Origin of the sequence: Nocardiopsis sp. NPDC049922 (genome assembly GCF_040660275.1) — a bacterium.
In the GTDB taxonomy this organism is placed as follows: Bacteria; Actinomycetota; Actinomycetes; order Streptosporangiales; family Streptosporangiaceae; genus Nocardiopsis.
Window position 1 is genome coordinate 1 of the sequence record NZ_JBFAME010000020.1, and the last position, 15,037, is coordinate 15,037.

At 71.1% G+C, this 15,037-nt stretch carries 13 protein-coding genes; 6 read left to right on the forward strand and 7 right to left on the reverse strand.

Going from position 1 to position 15,037, the window contains the following annotated elements; translation table 11 throughout:
* The first annotated feature begins 307 nt into the window (after nucleotides 1-307).
* The 4 genes from rox (at nucleotide 308) to AB0I72_RS25520 (ending at nucleotide 3,638) form a co-directional block, all read left to right on the forward strand.
* Entirely contained in the window at nucleotides 308-1,735 is a 1,428-nt protein-coding gene (gene rox, locus AB0I72_RS25505) for a rifampin monooxygenase (protein ID WP_358573001.1), read from the forward strand.
* Nucleotides 1,736-2,149: 414 nt separating this feature from the next.
* Nucleotides 2,150-2,587, forward strand: a complete 438-nt coding sequence (locus tag AB0I72_RS25510; RefSeq protein ID WP_358573003.1) for a hypothetical protein — start codon at nucleotides 2,150-2,152, stop codon at nucleotides 2,585-2,587.
* Nucleotides 2,584-2,745, forward strand: a complete 162-nt coding sequence (locus AB0I72_RS25515; RefSeq protein ID WP_358573005.1) for a hypothetical protein — start codon at nucleotides 2,584-2,586, stop codon at nucleotides 2,743-2,745. The genes AB0I72_RS25510 and AB0I72_RS25515 overlap by 4 nt, the downstream gene beginning before the upstream one ends.
* Nucleotides 2,746-2,759: 14 nt before the next feature.
* A complete protein-coding gene (locus AB0I72_RS25520; protein WP_358573007.1) occupies nucleotides 2,760-3,638 on the forward strand; it encodes a hypothetical protein in 879 nt (292 codons plus the stop codon).
* A gap of 159 nt (nucleotides 3,639-3,797) precedes the next feature.
* Here AB0I72_RS25520 and AB0I72_RS25525 read toward each other — a convergent pair whose 3' ends face one another.
* The gene (locus AB0I72_RS25525; RefSeq protein WP_358573009.1) at nucleotides 3,798-4,133 is read right to left on the reverse strand and encodes a CU044_2847 family protein; all 336 of its coding nucleotides are present in this window, start codon (nucleotides 4,131-4,133) and stop codon (nucleotides 3,798-3,800) included.
* 217 nt (nucleotides 4,134-4,350) lie between these two features.
* Between AB0I72_RS25525 and AB0I72_RS25530 the strand changes: the two genes are divergently transcribed.
* Nucleotides 4,351-4,551: a DUF397 domain-containing protein gene (locus tag AB0I72_RS25530; RefSeq protein WP_358573011.1), complete on the forward strand. Its 201-nt coding sequence runs from the start codon at nucleotides 4,351-4,353 to the stop codon at nucleotides 4,549-4,551.
* Between the two features lie 30 nt (nucleotides 4,552-4,581).
* Here AB0I72_RS25530 and fxsT read toward each other — a convergent pair whose 3' ends face one another.
* The 6 genes from fxsT to AB0I72_RS25560 all read right to left on the reverse strand — a co-directional run bounded on the left by fxsT (nucleotide 4,582) and on the right by AB0I72_RS25560 (nucleotide 14,331).
* Entirely contained in the window at nucleotides 4,582-9,357 is a 4,776-nt protein-coding gene (gene fxsT, locus AB0I72_RS25535) for an FxSxx-COOH system tetratricopeptide repeat protein (RefSeq protein ID WP_358573013.1), read from the reverse strand.
* A complete protein-coding gene (locus AB0I72_RS25540) occupies nucleotides 9,354-10,517 on the reverse strand; it encodes an AAA family ATPase (RefSeq protein WP_358573014.1) in 1,164 nt (387 codons plus the stop codon). The genes fxsT and AB0I72_RS25540 overlap by 4 nt, the downstream gene beginning before the upstream one ends.
* Before the next feature lie 31 nt (nucleotides 10,518-10,548).
* On the reverse strand, nucleotides 10,549-12,027 hold the full coding sequence (locus AB0I72_RS25545; protein WP_358573015.1) for a hypothetical protein: 1,479 nt from the start codon (nucleotides 12,025-12,027) through the stop codon (nucleotides 10,549-10,551).
* Nucleotides 12,024-13,007, reverse strand: a complete 984-nt coding sequence (locus AB0I72_RS25550) for a serine protease (RefSeq protein WP_358573017.1) — start codon at nucleotides 13,005-13,007, stop codon at nucleotides 12,024-12,026. The genes AB0I72_RS25545 and AB0I72_RS25550 overlap by 4 nt, the downstream gene beginning before the upstream one ends.
* A gap of 216 nt (nucleotides 13,008-13,223) precedes the next feature.
* A complete protein-coding gene (locus AB0I72_RS25555; protein ID WP_358573019.1) occupies nucleotides 13,224-13,649 on the reverse strand; it encodes a DoxX family protein in 426 nt (141 codons plus the stop codon).
* 196 nt (nucleotides 13,650-13,845) lie between these two features.
* A complete protein-coding gene (locus AB0I72_RS25560) occupies nucleotides 13,846-14,331 on the reverse strand; it encodes a MarR family transcriptional regulator (RefSeq protein WP_358573021.1) in 486 nt (161 codons plus the stop codon).
* Between the two features lie 109 nt (nucleotides 14,332-14,440).
* Here AB0I72_RS25560 and AB0I72_RS25565 point away from each other — a divergent pair, with 109 nt between their 5' ends.
* Nucleotides 14,441-15,016 (forward strand): NADAR family protein, encoded by a 576-nt coding sequence (locus tag AB0I72_RS25565; protein WP_358573023.1) that lies wholly within the window; start codon nucleotides 14,441-14,443, stop codon nucleotides 15,014-15,016.
* Nucleotides 15,017-15,037: the final 21 nt, after the last annotated feature.

The following is a 15,037-nucleotide window of genomic DNA, read 5'->3' on the forward strand; positions in this document are numbered from 1 at the left end:
TTTTCGCGTGTCTGGGTTCGGTCATCCCTGCCCGACCTGCTCGAATCCGGCGTTCGCGTCTTCTCCGGCAAAGCGCGAGAACTCCGGGGCCCTGGCGGGGGCACGGCACGAGTGTGGCGCGTCACCCTCCGGGAGGGTAAAAAGTAAAGGCAAGGAGAAAAATTCACTCCCTGCCACTCTTAATGTATAGCGCACCCCGGGGCTTGCGGCAAGACCCAGGTCGTGTTGCACAATCTCCAGCCGAAGCCAGAACCCGCGGAAATCGAGGCCTCGCGAACCTGGCTGGAATGCGACACATGGGGGATACATGATCGACGTGATCGTGGTCGGCGGTGGGCCGACCGGCCTGATGCTGGCCAGTGAGTTGAGGCTGCACGGCGTGCGCGTGGTCGTGCTGGAGACGTTGACCGAGCCGACCAAGCAGTCCCGTGCACAGGGTCTGCACGTGCGCAGCATCGAGGTCATGGACCAGCGCGGCCTGCTGGACCGGTTCCTCGCGCTCGGCAGGCAGTTCACGACCGGCGGCTTCTTCGCCGCCATCGACAGGGCGTGGCCTGACCGGTTGGACACCGCACACGCCTACGTCCTCGCCATCCCGCAGCAGATCACCGAGCGCCTGCTGGCCGAGCGCGCCACCGAGCTCGGCGTCGAGATCCGGCGCGGCGGCGAAGTGGTCGGGCTGGACCAGGACGAGGACGGTGTGACCGCCGAACTGGCCGACGGCACGCGGTTGCGCTCGCGCTACCTCGTGGGCTGCGACGGCGGCCGCAGCACGGTACGCAAGGGGCTCGGCGTCGCGTTCCCCGGCGAGCCCGCCAAGGCCGAGACGCTGCTCGGCGAGATGGAGCTGACCGCGGATCCGGAGACGCTGGCCTCCGTGACGGCCGAGGTCCGCAAGACCCAGCTTCGGTTCGGCGCGGTCCCCATCGGGGAGGGCGTGTACCGCGTCATCGTTCCCGCCGACGGCGTGGCGGAGGACCGTGCGACCGCGCCGACCCTGGAGGAGTTCCAGCGGCAGTTGCGGGCCTTCGCGGGCACCGACTTCGGCATCCACTCACCGCGCTGGCTGTCCCGGTTCGGCGACGCCACCCGGCAGGCCGAGCGCTACCGGGTCGACCGGGTGTTCCTGGCCGGGGACGCGGCGCACATCCACCCGCCGACCGGCGGCCAGGGGCTCAACCTCGGGGTCCAGGACGCGTTCAACCTCGGCTGGAAGCTGGCCGCCGAGGTCAACGGCTGGGCTCCGGAGGGGCTGCTCGACACCTACCACGCCGAACGGCACCCGGTGGCCGCCGACGTGCTGGACAACACCCGCGCGCAGATGGAGCTGATGTCCCCCGAGCCGGGACCCCGGTCGGTCCGCAAGCTGCTGTCGGAGCTGATGGACATCGAGGAGGTGAACCGGTACCTGATCGGGAAGGTCACCGCGATCGGGGTCCGCTACGACTTCGGTGAGGGCCATGACCTGCTCGGTCGGCGGCTGCGCGACATCGAACTGAAGCGGGGTCGGCTCTACGGGCTGATGCACGGTGGACGCGGCCTCCTCCTCGACCAGACCGGCGGACTGTCGGCGGAGGGCTGGACGGATCGGGTCGACCACGTCGTCGACACCAGCGAGGAACTGGAGGCGCCCGCCGTGCTGCTGCGGCCGGACGGCCACGTGGCGTGGGTCGGTGAGGACCAGCGGGACCTGGTCAACCACCTGCGGACGTGGTTCGGCACACCCGACGACTGACCGCGCCGTCGCGGCCGGTGACCTCGACCGAGCCGCGACACCGGCTGACACGGCCGTCCTGTGAGGAATTCTCACAACAAAGCAGGGGTGGCGCTTCCCCACGGGAGCGCCACCCCTTTCGCATCCCCGCAACGCACGCGCTCACCACCGGTGAATATTTCCCTTCATTCCGGACAACAAGGATTCTTCCGACTCCCCCATCAATTACCACCCACCCGTTCGAACACATACTCTGACCTGCGGTGACAACCCCCACCTCCAACTTCTTCCCCTTGATTTCGCAGAAAAGTTCGCCCCCAACCTCCCCATCCCCTATTCTCCTTCCCAACAACCAAAAAAGACCTCGCGACGGTTGACTACCGCCCGAGGCCGTGGCCAGCAACTCACAAATTTTGAACGAAACGGATTGCCAGCATGGGTCAGTATATCCCTGCCCTCCTCCGGCGTGCCCTGCACCGCCTGTGGGCCCTCCTCGCCCCGGCTCGCGGACGCCACGCGACCGCCGCGCGCCGTCGCCGCTCCACCCGCGTCCGCCGCTACGCGCCACTCCCGATCCCCGAGCAGACCAGCACCCCGCCCGCCCTCACTCCCCGACTGGCCGCTCCCCCGGAGCACATCCCCGCCGACGAGATCGCCCTCGTCCGGCCGTACTACTCCACGTGGGAGCGGGAACGCGCCCTCGATCACGTCCAGGCCAGGGCGACCGCGCGCCTCCACGCCTGGTCGGGCGACCTCCTCGCCGCTCCGCCGCCCGGCGTCCCCACGCGCCCCCGGCCCGGGGAGTTCGACGAACTCGCCGCCCTGGTCCGCACCTGGCAGGCCCAGCGGTCGCGGGAGGTCGTCGCGGCATGAGGACCACCGTCCACGGGGAACCCCGCCCACTCGTGCGCTGGGAGCACCGCGTGTACTCCGGCGAGCTGTCCGAGCTGGCCCGGGTGCGCGCCGACCTTGACCACGACCTGACCGGCGCTCCCGCCGGTCTGCGGCCCCACGTCTTCACCAACCACTAGAGAAACGGAGCCACATGCCCTCGCCCACCCGAGAACACGAGATCCCGTTGCGGATCATCCAGAACCAGCCCGCCCTGGCACCCGTGCTGCTGGAGTCCCTTGGTTTCGAGGTCCCGCATCACACCGAGGCGATCAACACCCTCTCGGCGCTGACCAACTGCGACCCCAAGGAACTCAACAGCGACGGAGCCGTGCTGCTGCGCGACGGCCCCCGCCACGTCCTGGCGGTCGTGGTGGAGCGCCAGAACGACCACGCGAAGGAGAAACGGCTCAGCTGGCCCGCGTACCTGGTCAACCTCCACTCCCGATTGCAGTGCCCTGCGGTGCTGGTGGTCCTGTGCCCCACCGACTCGCTGGCGAAATGGTGTGCGACGCCGATCAGTATCGGTCATCCGGGGTTCGAGCTGTCGCCGCTGACGATCGGTCCCTCCGACATGCCGGTCGTGGAGACTGCCGAACAGGCGCGCACGCTTCCGGAGTTGGCGATGCTGTCGGCCCGCGCGCACGGAAACACCGATCCGAGCACGTTGAAGGCGGTGGTGGAGGCGCTGGACGCCACGCCCAACCGACACCGCGTGTTCTACTATGACTACGTACTGGCCGGTCTCAACGAGGCCGCCCGGAAGGAGCTGGAGGCTTTGATGGCCGTGGACACCTACCAGTGGCAGAGCGACTTCGCCCGCAAGTACGTCGGCATCGGCCGCGAGGAAGGCCGGGAAGAGGGTCACACCGAGGAAGCCGCACGCAACGTGCTGCTGGTCCTGGACGAGCGCGGTCTGACCGTCACGGACGAGATCCGCCAGCGGATCGAGTCCTGCACCGACCTGAACACCCTGCACACCTGGCTCCGCCGCTCAGCCACCGCTGACCGCGCCGGAGACCTCTTCGACTGACCGCTCCCCACGCGAGAGCCCATCGAAGCGACCGGCCTCCGTCCGGCACCCCTGCCGCCGGGCGGAGGCCGTTCCCGCGTCCGCACACCGCGAAGCGAAAACTGTCAGTAGCACGAGGCGGGTGCGGCGGCGGGTGTGTCCCGCCGCCGCTGGGAACGGTTAACCCTGCTGCTCGTCCTCGGGGTGTTCATAGCCCCACTGCATCTGGACATGCAGATTTCCCTCCACGGACGACTTGGCGATGACCGCCCCGGCCTCCGCGGTGAGTTTCACGCCGAAGGTCACTTTGATGACGTCCGGCTTCAACGAGTTTCCCAGTTCGTCGAGCGTCGCCGAAACCGCTTTGCGCACGGTGGAGAGTTTCTCGGTGAAGGTCGCGGTGGCGTCCTCGATCTCCCGACCGCCGGCGACCAGCACGCTGTCGTCCCGGCCGCCGTCGACCTCGACGACGACGGAGTCACCTTCGTCCACGCTGAAACGCACGAGCCGTGACACTTAATGCACCTCTCGGGGGGAGCGGCCACCGCGACCACATGATCGGCAGCGGAGTGGGCATGTACAAGTGAGCCCGAACGTTATCAGAAAACATAAGCGAACGATCGGACTTTGCGGGCTGCGCGGGAAACAGGAGCGACCAATGAGGGAACTGGGAGAATCGAGGCCGTCTCGTGCATAGAAAAGACCAGGGGAGACAACACCTTCGGAGGGACACGTGAGAGGGCTCGGGCGCGAACCGGGCACCTGGCGCGTCTCCAGCCACAGCGAGGGCAAAAGTCAGAGCGAGTGCGTCGAGGTGGCGTGGTACGCGCGGAACCGGATCGGCGTACGGGACTCCACCCACCGGATGGGCGCCATGCTGGCCTTCCCCCGGTGGGAATGGGCGGCCCTGGTCCGGCTCGCCCACTCCGGATGAACGGCGGTGCGGGCCACCCGCACCGCCGACTCACATCTGCGTCAGGAAGATGTCGGCGTCCCCGCGGACCGTCTGGCGAATACTCAACGTCGCCGGGTGCTCAGGTCCCATGACGTCCCGGTAGGCCGTCTCCACCGCCTCGAACTCGACGGACACGTCCTCGCCCTGCGTGTTCAGGTCCACCAGCAGGTTCCGCCGCGCCACGAGCGTCAGCGGGTGGCGGTCACCCAGTTCGGTCCGACAGGCCTCCATCGTCACCTCGTCGAGCTCCCGGGCCCGGTCGACGCCCCCCGTGAGGAAGTGGTCGTTGGCCAGGTTGACCCGGCAGGCCAGGGTGCTGGGGTGGTGGCTGCCCAGTCGTTCCTGGAACAGGGTGAGCGCCCGCTCGTCCAGGTCCTTCGCCTCCAGCGCCCGTCCCAGCCGCCGCAGGATGATCCCCCGGTTGACCGAGGCCGCCACGACGTGGGGGTGCTCCTCGCCCAGGAGCTTCACGTACCGCTCACCGGACACCTCGGCCAGCTCCAGCGCCTCGTCGTGCCTGTTCACCGCGCTCAGGGAAAGCGCGTGGACCAGCGCCGCGTACAGGGTGTCGCTGCTGTCGACGCCCTGCTTGGCCAGGAACCGGTGCCAGGCGCGCTCGGACAGGGCGAACGCGCCGTTGTGGTCGCCGGTCCGACGCCTCGTCACGGCGAGCATCGACTCGTTGGACAGCGTCCCCACACCGTCCGCTCCCTGAACCTGCACGCAGCGGCGCACCACGTCGGTCTGGATCCGCTCCGCCTCGCGGTAGTGGCCCAGCTCCATCGTCGCCTCGGCGAGGCCGTTGACCGTGGCGACGACCCGTGGATCGTCCTGCCCCAGGACGCTCTCCCTCCGCTCCAGGGTGTCCTGGTAACGGTTGACCGACGCCTGGGGGTCTCCGCTGAGCAGGAGGCTGTAGCCCACGTTGTGCGCCATCGACAGGGTGAGCGGGTCGTCCTCGCCGAAGGCCCGGACCCGCTTGTGGTAGATGTCGACCGCCTCCAGGAGGGAGTCCTTGAACCGACCCGCCAGGCGCAGGTTGCGCACGTGCTCGACCTCGGCCTCCAGGACCTCGGGAGCCTGCTCTCCGTGCACCCGGCGCAGCGTGTGCAGGGTCGACTCGCACAGTTCCCGCGCCGACTCCAGCTTGCCCTGGTCCCGCATCGCCTTGGAGATCTGGAGCGCCATGTCCAGGGTGTTGCGGTGCTCCTCCCCCAGGGTCCGCCGCCACCACGCGAACGCCACCGACGCGAGCCGCTCGGCCTCGTCCGCCTCGCCGCCGTTGAGGGCGATCCGCACCATCTGGATCACCAGGGCGCGCACCCACGGGTCCTCGCAGTTCCACGCCTCGGAGGCCCACACGTGCGGCACGAGCCGCGCGTACTGCGGGAGTGCGGCGATCGTGGAGTCCTGGGGGTCGTTGTGGCCGAGGAGCTGGTGGGCGCAGTGGCGCATCACCTCGCGCTCCTCGTCGGTCATGGGCGCCTGCACCGCGCGCTGGACCAGGCGGTGCAGCGAGATGGTGTCGTTGCGGTGGGAGATGTGCGCGAGGCTGTTGCGCCCGATGTCGCGGATGGCCATGCCCAGTCGCGCGGGCTCGGCCAGGGCCTCGCGGAGTTCGGGCGGGGCGTCGATCTGCCGGGCGAACTTGAACAGCGAGCGCGGGATGGGCGCGGTGGCGAGGAACGAGCACAGCTGGAGGAGCTGGAGCGCGGCCGGGTTGGTGGTCGCGAGCCGGTCGAGCGAGACGTTCCACGCGGCGGCGACCGGGACCGGGTAGTCCGGATCGACCGGGGAGAGCAGCTGGATCATCTCGGTGGACTTCTCGGCGAACTGCCGCAGGTACTCGTCGGGATCCATGCCGCTCTCGTGCAGCCACACCGCCGCCTGGTTCAGGGCCAGGGGCAGGTCGCCGAGCTCCTCCGCGAGGCGGTCGGCCTCGTCCTCGGTCAGGGACGTGGGGCCCCGACGTCGGAGCAGCTCGATGCTCTCGGCCCGGGTGAACTCGCGCACGGACAGGAAGGTGTCCCCTCCCCTGCGCGTCCAGCTGCTGTCCCTCGACGTGATGATCACGTGTCCCTCGCCCCCGACAGGAAGGTACTGCTCCAGTTCCTCCCGGGACTGCGCGTTGTCGAAGACCAGGAGCCAGCGTCCGAAGGGCACACCGCGCCGCAGTGCTTCGAGGACGTCCTGTATGACGTGCTCGCTGCCCGCGCCGACGCTGTCGAGCCCGAGGCGGGCCGCCAGCGAGGCGAAGGCCTCGCGCAGCTGGTTGCTGTGGCCCGCGAGGAACCAGCAGATCAGGTCGTAGTCCTCGGCGTACCGGTAGAGGTACTCCTTGGCGAGTTCGGTCTTGCCGACCCCCGACATGCCGTTGAGCGCGGTGATGACCTGCCGCTGGTCCTTCACCAGTTGCGACCGGAGCGCCGACAGCAGCTCCTCGCGTCCGGTGAAGGCGGTGTTCCTTCGGGGAACCTGCACCCAGACCGCGTTCAGCGGCCGGCCCCGCGAGCGTCCACCGGTGACGGCAGTGGGCGAGCTGACAGAATCGTTCATCATTTCCCCACTTGACGGGATTATGGACATACCATTCTCTTCGCCCGAAGGGACGGAACTGTGTGCAGGGTTCCGCGTTTTCCCTGTGTTGCTCGTGGTAGCGTGCGCAGATCCGGGACCCTGCGCAGATTGTAGACCAGTGCCCTGTGGGGCGGCGACTTCCGAGGACACCGGTTCACGTCCTTCCGTGGTCTCGGAAAGGGCGTTGTCGTACATGTCGATCGAACCCGCGTCATTTCGGTGGAGCGAGATACTGTCCATCGCGGGTTTCATCGAATTCACCCAGCGGCGGGACGTCCGGGGGATGTCCGACCGCTCCACGCGCTGCCCGCGGAGCATGCGGTCCAGGTCACCGAACCAGGGATCCTTCTGACCGAGGCGCTGGGCGGCCAGTCCGAGCATCCGGCGGATGTCCGGCACCCGCCCGCCGAGCGACAGCAGTGCCTCGCGCACACCCTCGCGGAACTCCCAGCGCTCCACGTCGGCGCCGGTTTCGTCGGAGTCCGCGTCGGCGCCGGTTCCGTCGGGGTCCGTGCGCCGGGTGACGAGCCCGCTGAAGTAGACCTCGGTCAGCTCCGACGGTGTGGGACCGCCGAAGACGTCCTCGCACACCGCGCCCACCATGCTCGGGACGAGCGGGACCGCCGCCAGGGCGACCGCGAGCTCGAAGGCGTCACGGGTCGCGGTCTGGTGGAAGCGGTGCACGGCCCGGACGGGATCGAAGGCCCACCCGCCGTTGGGTCCGTACCCGCCCGTCGGCCCGGGAGCGGGCGCACCACCCGAGTCAGGAGCCGGGGCTCCCCCCGGTCCGGAGGACGGGGCGTCGACGGGGTCGGCGGTCGGGGCGTCGGGCGCGCCCGGTGCGACCGCCAGCTTTCCCCGCGGGCTCGCTCCGGCGGGCGCCGGGGCCGCCCCTGGACGGCCCTCCTCCTCGGCGGGGAACTGGGCGGCGTGGACCCACAGGCGGCCGCGGTCGCGTCCCATGACGAAGGACGCCCAGGCGTGGACGGCGTCCGGGCGGAGCGGGAGTACGGGCACGACCGTCCCGGTCGGCGGCCGGTCCTCCTCGTCCGCCCGGGTGATCGCCCGTTCGCGCACGTAGGACGTGTTGGGGCAGCCGGGCCGGGCGGGCGCGCGCATGCTCAGTTCCGTGGGCACCGTGCGCAACGCGCCACGCCGCCACAGCTGGGGGCGGAGGAGGTGCAGGATCGCGACCGGGCCGTCGCCGGCGACCCCGGCGAGCCATTCCTGGAACGCGCGGTCCCGCCAGGCCGTGCCGAGCCCGTCGGTGAGCACCAGCACGACCCGCGTCCCCGTGCGCGGCGGTGCCGGGAGCCCGCGCGGACGGCCGCCGGAGTCCCGCAGGACGGGAACGCCGCCGCCTCCGGCGTCGAAGCGCAGCTCCCGCACCGACCGGAATACGCCGCTGTCCCGGGCCAGGCGGGAGAAGGCGCCCGCCACGCCGCGTTGGAACAGCATGGTGACCCCGTCGTCCACGATGAGGGCGAGGTCCACCGCACGCAGCGACCGCGCGCGCAGCCGGGGGATGATCGGGACGCTCTGCCGTTCCCGGTCGGCCTCCGACCAGTGGCCGGTGGCGAGCAGCGCCCGGGCGTAGTCGCGCGCGGTGCCGACCAGGTCGATCTGGTCGCTCGGTCCCTGGGGCAGTCTGAGGTTGAACGGTCGCAGGGCCGCGAGGAACTCCTGGCGCTCCCCCAGCGAGCCCTCGCCCGCGCCGAACGGCGGCCACGGCGCCCCGGTGGACACGGCGTCGCCGGGAAGGTGGACGGTGTCGACCGGTGTCCCCGGCGGCGGCTGCGGCGGCGTTCCGGACGGCTCGGCCTCAGCCGTCCCGGGCGGCTCCGCCGTCCCCGGATCTCCGGGCGCGGCCACCGTCGGCGGCGGCCCGGTCGGGTCCTGCCCGCAGGCCTCGGGGGCCGCGTTATCCGCTCCGCGCGTGCTCGCGTCCGCCCTCTCGCCCGTCCCCGCCTCCGCACCGGAGGCCGGGTCACGGCCGGATTCCGTCAGCGGGTGGGGAGGGTCCTGGTCCTGGTCGGCGCCGCGGGGTGGTTCCCGCCGCCGCGTGTCGGCGCGGGTCCGGCGCAGCGCGGCGAGGAAGACCGCGTCCGCCAGGTCCGTCGCGTGGGCGCCGAACGCCTCGGCCCACGGGTCGGCCCGGTCGCCGCGCCCCTGGGGACCGTCGCTCCCGTACTCCCCGCGGGGGCTCATCCCGCGGTTTCCGTGAGACGGTGCCACAACAGGTCGGAGAAGTGCTCCACCTGCTCCGGGCTGGGCGCCCCGCCCGCCCCGTCCACGGTTCCGAGCAGGTGCACGGCGTTGAGCAGCTGGTCGACGGAGAGCCGATGGCCGTCCCCGGTACGGCGCAGGAACTCGGTGACCAGCGCCCGCGTCCCCGGCGGCGTGACGCCGTCGAAGTGCCCGGCGACCAGCGACACCAGCTCCTCGGCGTCCGGCAGCTCCATGTACACCGGAACGCAGCGACGGAGGAAGGCGGGCGGGAGGTCGCGGTCGCTGTTGCAGGTCACGACCGTGATGGGGAAGGCCGAGCACAGCACCTCGCCGCGCGTGACGCGGGCGGTCCGGTCGGGATCGTCGGTGGCCACCTCGATCGACTCGGCGACGCCCGCCAGCCGGGCGAGTTCGGGGACGCGGTAGCCGCCGTTCTCGAAGAGGTCCAGGAGGTCGCCCGCGAGGTCGAAGTCGCCGAGGTCGAAGTCGTCCACCAGCAGCACCCGCGGCAGCCTCGTCGGCAGGAAGGCCGTGCCCAGGGGGCCCAGGGTGAGATAGCGGCCGATGGACTCGGCGCTGGAGCGCAGGTGCGCCTCGACCGGGTCGCCGTCGGCGCCGTAGCGGCGGTCCACCGTGCCGAGGGCGCGGCGGCGCGCGCCCTCCACGTTGAGGTCGTGGATCTGGGTCAGGGGGTCGTAGACGTAGAGGCCCTCGGTGGCGGCGGTCCGGCTGTTGACCGCCCACCGCAGGACCCGGCCCAGCCCGAGTTCCCGGGCGATCTGGTGCGCCAGGCTCGACTTCCCGACGCCGGGCGGACCCACGATCAGGAGCGGGCGGCGCAGCAGGATGGCGGCGTTGACCCGGTCGAGCAGGCGTCGGCGCCGGGGACCGAGCGGAACCGTCGACACCCGGGTCCGGGCCCGGCCGAGCACGCGGGCGGTGTCCTCGTCGGACGGAGGGTCGTGCGGCGGCGCGGCGCCCGGGTCCGGTTCACCCCCGTACGCGCGCCACGGCGGCGGTGGCGGCAGCTGGGCGGCCAGGTCGAGGTGGCCGCGGGGTTGACCGGAGCCATGGAAGATCCACCAGTCCGGCACCGTCCGCGCGGAGTCGGCCGACCCTGTCTCGGGGGGTGTGGTCATGGCGTGCCCTTCGAGCCGCGCCCAAGGGGGGCTATCGGATGCTGTCTGTGGACAGTTGCGGAGGGGGTTCCGGAAGGACCGGAAAGGGGTCATTGTAGATGACGGCTATCTCGAGACTGCCCTCGATGTACCCGCTCTCACTCGGTGACACGCGTCCGGAGCGAGAGCCGTGGAGAACTTCGGGAAGCGCGCGGATTTCCTCCGAGGTCACGGTCACCTCCCGCCCCACGCGAACCGGATTCAGCCATGATCCGATTCCCGGACCGAATTCCGAGGAACGCCAGACCACAACCGGAACTCCAAGCGTAATCGCCGACCAGACCTGTGTATACCAATGGTTCAAACGCGAGGGTACCGACAGCACGATCACCCGGCCGTCGCGCAGCCGTTCCGGAAGCGGCTCGTCGTCCATTCCGCGGTCATGGTACTCGTCGACCGCGAGCGCCTCCCCGCTCGATTCCAACAGGCGCCACCTGTTGACACACGTGCCCCACACGTCATGGCCCGCGTGGTCCGGAAGCAGCTCCTCCGCGCGGTACAGCACCTCCGCGCGCGCACCGAGCGGGACTCCTCCGGTGGCGTCCCGCTGCCAGGTCTCGGCCTCGAGGCGGTCGAGGAGGGGCAGGGGCGCGACCAGCTCGACCCGCCTGCCGCTGTGGTGCGCCACGCGCGGGTCGGCCTCCATCCGGCTGAGCAGGAGGCCGACCCACGCACCGATCATGTCCGGCGCGACGTCGGCCTGGAGGTCGTGGTCGCAGAACTCCGGTTCCCCGCCGTCGCGCTGGCTGAGCACCGTCCAGTACTCGACGTCGTAGCGGTCGCGCCGCGTGCCCCGACCGACCCGCACGACCAACCGCGCCGGACGCTCCGGCGGCGGCGTCATCGGCTGCGGCGTCACGGTCGCCGTCGCGGACGGATCCGGCGGGCGCAGGCCGCGGCCCCAGTCCTTCAGCAGGCCCGTGTTCGGCGTCCTGAGGTCGCGGGCGACCTCGGCGCAGAAGAGGGCCACCGGGGGCTCTCCGCCCGGTGGCGCGGGGCGTTCGGCGAGATCCGTGAGGGCGTCCCAGGCCGTGACCGGCTCGGGGGTGTCGACCCGGAAGGTCGCCGGAAGGACGCGCTCGTAAGCCGCCTCGACCTGGTCGAACGGGACCGCGGACAGTTCGTCCCGAACGGTGCCCACGTCCCGCGCGTTGCGGACGTCGAGGTGCTGGACGAGGAGTTCGTACTCCTCCTCGACGAGCAGCGGGCGGGCGGCGTCGGCCGCCTCCCGCGCGCTCCGGCCCCGGTCCTCCAGGTACAGCACCCAGCGCACGAGGCAGCCGAGGCGGCGGTGTTGGTGGCAGCGCCGGACGAGCGCGCGGGCGAAGACGGAGGCCTCCCCGGAGAGGTCGGCGTTCCGGCGGACGGCGCTGGGCAGGTAGTGCACCAGCTGTTCCCGATGCTTCGGGGCGTAGACGTGTTCGACGTCGCACAGCGCGCGCGCCAGGCGCTCGACGTCCCGCGCGTTCACCCGGGTCCCCACTCCAGCAGTGGTGCCGCCGCGTCACGGACGCGGCGCATGGACGCGCCCCCTTCCTCCCACGTGTCGAGCAGGTCCAGGACCTCGGTGAGGAGGTCGAACTCGTGGTGGGCCAGGCGGACCAGGTGCGTGGCGAAGGTCCGCGGGTCCTGGTCGAGGCGTACGCGCACGCGGAGCCGCCGGTCGAGCCCCTGGTGGAAGGCGCGGCGCTGGTCAGGGGACAGGAGGGTGTCCAGGTCGGCCATGGCCAGGCCGGTGGCCGTGACCGCCCTCCGCGCGGCGACGGGACCGGGGCGGGGTGTCGGGTCGACGGGGGCCGGGGGTCGCCGCACGGCCGCGGGGGTCGGGGCCGTCCGGTCCGACTCCCACACGGGTCGGATCTCCGACATGGGAATCATCCAGCCCAGCCTGCCTTCGGTGGCCGCCTCACACACGATGCCCACAAGGGCGTCCGTACCCTCCTCTCGGACACCGCCTCCGCTGAAGCCGCGGGTGAAGGCGGTTCCGACGCCGGGTTCGGTGTCGATCTGGACGTACTCGGGGTGGCTGCCGCCGGATCCCGCGACGCGCCCGGTGACCCAACGGCCGGACGGCGAGTGAGAGAAGCCGACGACGCGGACGCGGTCGCCGATCCGTGGCGGACGGGCGAGCTCGGCCGGGCGGGCCGGGGCGGGGCGGTCGAGGCGGAGGACGGCGACGTCCCAGGGGCTGGCGTCCTTCCACCACCACCCGCCCGGAACGACCTCGGCGGCGGCGGTCCAACCGTCGGCGCCGCGCGGGGCGTCCACGTGCACCCGGCTTCCGGGGCCCGCGTCGGCGACGGCGGCTCGGACGACGTGGGCGCACGTGACCACGTGGTGGGGGGTGACCAGGACCCCCGCCCCGTGGAGGACGGATCCGTTCCGGTCGGTGACGCGCAGTTGCCAGTCGGCGGAATTCTGGTGCGGCGGATATGTGGCCAGGTGGGACAATCAGGCTCCCGTTCGGCACAGGGGGCGGGAAACGGAGGACGGAGCTCGTTTCCACCCCACTGTCGACGTGGATTCGTCTGATTCTACCTACGGACCCGAAAAACCCACAATACACAAATCCTTATAGCAGCCGACCTGAATGGTGAATTGAGTAGAGAAGTGCCCCGGGCCGCCCGTTTTCCATGGTAGGCGGACCGGGGCCGACGATCGGCGTGGTTACGCCAGGTCATCCCCGCGTCGGCGGCGGCCCCACGGCATGATCCGGTCGAGGGCGAACCGTCCGCCGGCGAAACCGAGGGCCAGCGCGGCGGCGCCGATCACCGGGACGAGCAGCCACTCCCCGAACGCCTGGCCGGAGTGCGCGAAGACGTAGGCGCCGACCATCTGGAGGGCCAGGAGGATACCGGCCAGGGGTAGCAGGAACCCGATGATGAGCGCGATCCCGCCGCCGACCTCGACGAGGGCGCCGACGACGGCGGCGACCTGGGGCATGGGGATGCCCATCATCTCGAAGTACGCGGCGGTGCCGCCGGGGTCCATCAGTTTGGGCCAACCCTGGTAGATGAAGACCCCGCCGACGACGAGGCGGGCGAGAAGGCTGGTGAAGTCGCTGACGCTCAGACCGGACGACTGTTGACTCATGGATCTTCCTGCTTCCGTGTGGCGGGCGTCTCGGGAGAGGTGCCCCGAGACGGATACTTGAGGCTACAACCTTTTCCCGAGAAACCACGTGTACATTCGTGTCCAGTCGATCACGTATGGTGTCGAATCAGACGTAACCCAGCCGACATCGGCGCTGGTCAGGGCGTGCGCGGGGGTCGGACGGCGTGTCGGGGCGCTACCGGGGCGGGCGGCCGGGGTCCTCGTGGCGGGGATCCAACGCGCCCAGCATCGCCTCGGAGATCTCCCGCAGCTGACCGACCTGGTCGCGGCTGAGCGTGTCGAAGACGATCCGGCGCACCTCCGTCACGTGGCCCGGCGCGGCGTCGCGCAGGGCCGCCAACCCCTCCGGGGTGAGCTCGACCAGCGTGGTCCGCCGGTCTCCGGGGCGCTTGTAGCGGCGGACCAGACCGTCACCCTCCAGTCGGGCCACGGCGTGCGAGAGCCTGCTCGCGGAGGAGCGCAGGATCCGCGCCAGGTCCGTCATCGTCCGCGTCCGGTCGGGCGCCTCGGAGAGCATGACCAGGGCGAGGTAGTAGGTGTGCGGCATCCCCGCGTCCCGCCTGAGCTGACGGTCGAGCGAGGCCTCCAACAGGTTGACGGCGGTCATGAAGGACCGCCAGGCCCGCTGCTCGCCCTCGTCGAGCCACCGCGTGTCGGTCACCGCTCCCCCGGGATTGATCGATTCTCGTCGCGCAACGCTACTACGCGCCCGTCACCCGCCCCGGCGCACCGGTGTCGCACCGTCCGAGCCGTGTGCGACGATGCGGCGCATGACGGACACACGGAACCCCGCCGACGCGCGGTCGGTGGACGAACTCGTCGCGGCGACCGGACGCCCGGAGTACGTGCACTTCTGGGGACACCGGCCACCGGCGTCGGGCGGTGTGTCGGCGAGCTGCCTGTCCCAGTGGTGGCCCGCCGCGTTCACCGTCGACGGGATCGCCTACCCCACGGCCGAGCACTACATGATGGCGGGCAAGGCGCGGCTGTTCGACGACGCGGAGGCGGCCGACCGGATCGTCGCGGCGAAGCACCCCGGAGAGGCCAAGAAGCTCGGGCGGGAGGTCCGGGACTTCGACCAGGAGGTGTGGGAGGCGGCGCGGTTCGGGATCGTGGTGGACGGCAACGTCGCCAAGTTCGGCCAGCACCCGGAGCTGCGGTCGTTCCTGCTCGGCACCGGGAAACGGGTCCTGGTGGAGGCCAGCCCCAGGGACCGGGTGTGGGGGATCGGGCTGGGGGCGGGGAACGAGGACGCCGAGCGCCCGGAGCGCTGGCGCGGCCTCAACCTCCTGGGCTTCGCCCTGATGGAGGCCCGGGCGCGGCTGGCGGCCGAGGGCGGTGCCTGACCCCGCCCCGGACCGCCTCCG

Excerpts from the sequence above, each read along its gene's own strand:
- fxsT (WP_358573013.1), bottom strand. The coding sequence starts at position 9,357 with ATGAGCCCCCGCGGGGAGTACGGGAGCGACGGTCCCCAGGGGCGCGGC.
- AB0I72_RS25515 (WP_358573005.1), top strand. The coding sequence starts at position 2,584 with ATGAGGACCACCGTCCACGGGGAACCCCGCCCACTCGTGCGCTGGGAG.
- AB0I72_RS25540 (WP_358573014.1), bottom strand. The coding sequence starts at position 10,517 with ATGACCACACCCCCCGAGACAGGGTCGGCCGACTCCGCGCGGACGGTG.
- AB0I72_RS25565 (WP_358573023.1), top strand. The coding sequence starts at position 14,441 with ATGACGGACACACGGAACCCCGCCGACGCGCGGTCGGTGGACGAACTC.
- AB0I72_RS25555 (WP_358573019.1), bottom strand. The coding sequence starts at position 13,649 with ATGAGTCAACAGTCGTCCGGTCTGAGCGTCAGCGACTTCACCAGCCTT.
- rox (WP_358573001.1), top strand. The coding sequence starts at position 308 with ATGATCGACGTGATCGTGGTCGGCGGTGGGCCGACCGGCCTGATGCTG.
- AB0I72_RS25520 (WP_358573007.1), top strand. The coding sequence starts at position 2,760 with ATGCCCTCGCCCACCCGAGAACACGAGATCCCGTTGCGGATCATCCAG.
- AB0I72_RS25510 (WP_358573003.1), top strand. The coding sequence starts at position 2,150 with ATGGGTCAGTATATCCCTGCCCTCCTCCGGCGTGCCCTGCACCGCCTG.